The following is a 1574-nucleotide window of genomic DNA, read 5'->3' on the forward strand; positions in this document are numbered from 1 at the left end:
CGACGATGCAAGGTTTGCACAATCTCTTTTTTTAAAACAGCATCTGTTTCACTTAAACGGTGAATACTGAGTTCCAATTCAAGAGATAATGCTAAATCCACGCACAGTTTAAGCTCTTCTCCAATGTCGAAACCGCGTTGATAGTCGTCATAAAGACCAACCAGTGTATCAGATAATTCTTTATCGCATAAAGAGGTCATGCTTAATTCCTCAACGTTGCGGGTTTCCATGCAGCTTTTTTAAGTATCACTCCACTATCATCACTTAAAATTGCCATGTATACGAACCTCATGGTTTTGTCAATTTTCTGCAAAATACGCGCTTTTAAATCAAAGCCTATTAAAGATTTTATTACTCCAAGATTTTGAAGCGCCCAATTGTAAATATGGATGGCAATGTGTTTACTATAGAATTTATAGCATTTAAAATACATTGCCAAAAGGCTTTTAATATGCGTAGAGGAAGAGTATTCTGACGATAAACCAAAAAACCTGAAATCTCTATTGCCAGTTACAGCTAAATCAGTGCCATTAATATATAAAATAAGCAAACAGGGTTTGTAAACGTCTAACTTTTTAATAACGAGTGATAATCTCATTTTTTGTAGAATACCAATTATTTTGCCTATTTTATATTGATTTTTAGACATTGATAAACTTTTTACCTTATAAAACCTATGGGAAATGCATTAGCATATTTTTGTAATAAAATTTCAGTGGTATATTGCACAGCATGAAATGAAGAGAATCGTATTAGGCTTTTTGCTTTTGAAAGAATATGACTGCAACTTTTGAGAAAGCAGTTGGCAAGAATTGGCTTGGCATGCAAACTGATAGAGTTGGCATTGGCGCATTTAGTTTTTTCATTGGCCTGTGTCCAAATGTTTTTGACTCTGGAAAATAGCCTCTGATAGGCTTGAGTTTTTCCAAGGTTATATTACAGGGGCGCAGCTCAGAAAAATACCACGGCGATTGCATTTTTTGTAATTGTCATAATTTTCGCTCCTGCTTAAATGGATACTGTAACATCCGTTTTTGTGGGGTTATGTATGTGATAACTGCTCTTCTTAAGGGGCAGTAACGATAAATATAATTATTTAGTCAACAATTATATTGGTTTTGGAGTGTTTTTTTGGCTCGTCCGGAAGCAAAACCTAAAACTGAGTTGGCAAAACGTTTTCGTGAAGTGCGTCACGCTCTTGGTTTTACAGAGCGTAAGCAGTTTGCTGAACATCTTGGTATCACTGCTGGCTCTATAGGAACTTATGAAACTGGTATAAGTGAGCCTACAGCTTCTGCGCTCTCCAAATATCAAGAAATTTGTGGTGTTTCATTAGATTGGCTAGTAACAGGCAATGGTGATATGTTTTCAGATATGGCAAAGGCGAAAGCAGCTGGTTTTAAACCGCAGGCGATTCCTGCTGGGCTGATGAAAAAGCTTGGACATTTAGTTTATACGACCTATCATGATGCAAAAATAACACTTTCTCCTGAAGATGTTGCGGAATTAGCAGCAGAGCTTTATGGAAGATTGCAAGAGCTTATTCAAAACCTCAATGATATAGAAGAAATCGA

3 protein-coding genes are annotated in these 1574 nt (G+C 36.3%); 1 reads left to right on the top strand and 2 read right to left on the bottom strand.

The window, feature by feature from the left end; translation table 11 throughout:
• Together ACFIO3_RS04410 and ACFIO3_RS04415 are read right to left on the bottom strand one after the other, a co-directional pair.
• A partial coding sequence (locus tag ACFIO3_RS04410; RefSeq protein ID WP_375704134.1) for a hypothetical protein occupies positions 1-200 on the bottom strand: 200 nt, incomplete at its 3' end.
• Between the two features lie 2 nt (positions 201-202).
• Complete coding sequence (locus tag ACFIO3_RS04415; protein WP_375606212.1) at positions 203-649, bottom strand: hypothetical protein; 447 nt, start codon at positions 647-649, stop codon at positions 203-205.
• Positions 650-1131: 482 nt separating this feature from the next.
• Between ACFIO3_RS04415 and ACFIO3_RS04420 the strand changes: the two genes are divergently transcribed.
• Positions 1132-1574: helix-turn-helix domain-containing protein (locus ACFIO3_RS04420; RefSeq protein WP_375704135.1), on the top strand; the 443-nt coding region annotated here is incomplete at its 3' end.

Source organism: Bartonella sp. AD328YNZD, from assembly GCF_042196425.1.

Bases quoted from the DNA above. Each gene is read 5' to 3' on its own strand.
- ACFIO3_RS04415 (WP_375606212.1), bottom strand. From the start codon at position 649: ATGTCTAAAAATCAATATAAAATAGGCAAAATAATTGGTATTCTACAA.